Genomic DNA, 491 nt, shown 5'->3' on the forward strand with positions numbered 1-491 from the left:
ACCGTGACCTTGTCGAACGGCCAAACCATCACTGTTGAAGCCGGCAAGACCCAGGGCAGTGTCGACTTCCAGACCCCGGACAACGACGTCTACAACAACGGCTCGACTGTCAGCACCACCATCACTGGTGCCACTGGCGGCAACTTCGAGCAGCTGACGCCGAACCCGACCCCAGCGCAGACCACGATCAACGACTCGGTCGACAACACCACTGCGACCCTGACCGCGAATCCTTCGGTCACCGAAGGTGGCGTGATCACCTACACCGTGACCCTGAGCAACCCTGCCCAGACTCCGGTCACCGTGACCTTGTCGAACGGCCAAACCATCACTGTTGAAGCCGGCAAGACCCAGGGCAGTGTCGACTTCCAGACCCCGGACAACGACGTCTACAACAACGGCTCGACTGTCAGCACCACCATCACTGGTGCCACTGGCGGCAACTTCGAGCAGCTGACGCCGAACCCGACCCCAGCGCAGACCACGATCAA

1 protein-coding gene is annotated in these 491 nt (G+C 61.3%); it reads left to right on the forward strand.

Features of this window, described 5'->3' with window-relative positions:
• Positions 1–491: immunoglobulin-like domain-containing protein (locus HU766_RS26020; RefSeq protein ID WP_186661862.1), on the forward strand; the 491-nt coding region annotated here is incomplete at both ends.

This window comes from Pseudomonas sp. SWRI77 (assembly GCF_014269105.1).
In the GTDB taxonomy this organism is placed as follows: Bacteria; Pseudomonadota; Gammaproteobacteria; order Pseudomonadales; family Pseudomonadaceae; genus Aquipseudomonas; species Aquipseudomonas capeferrum.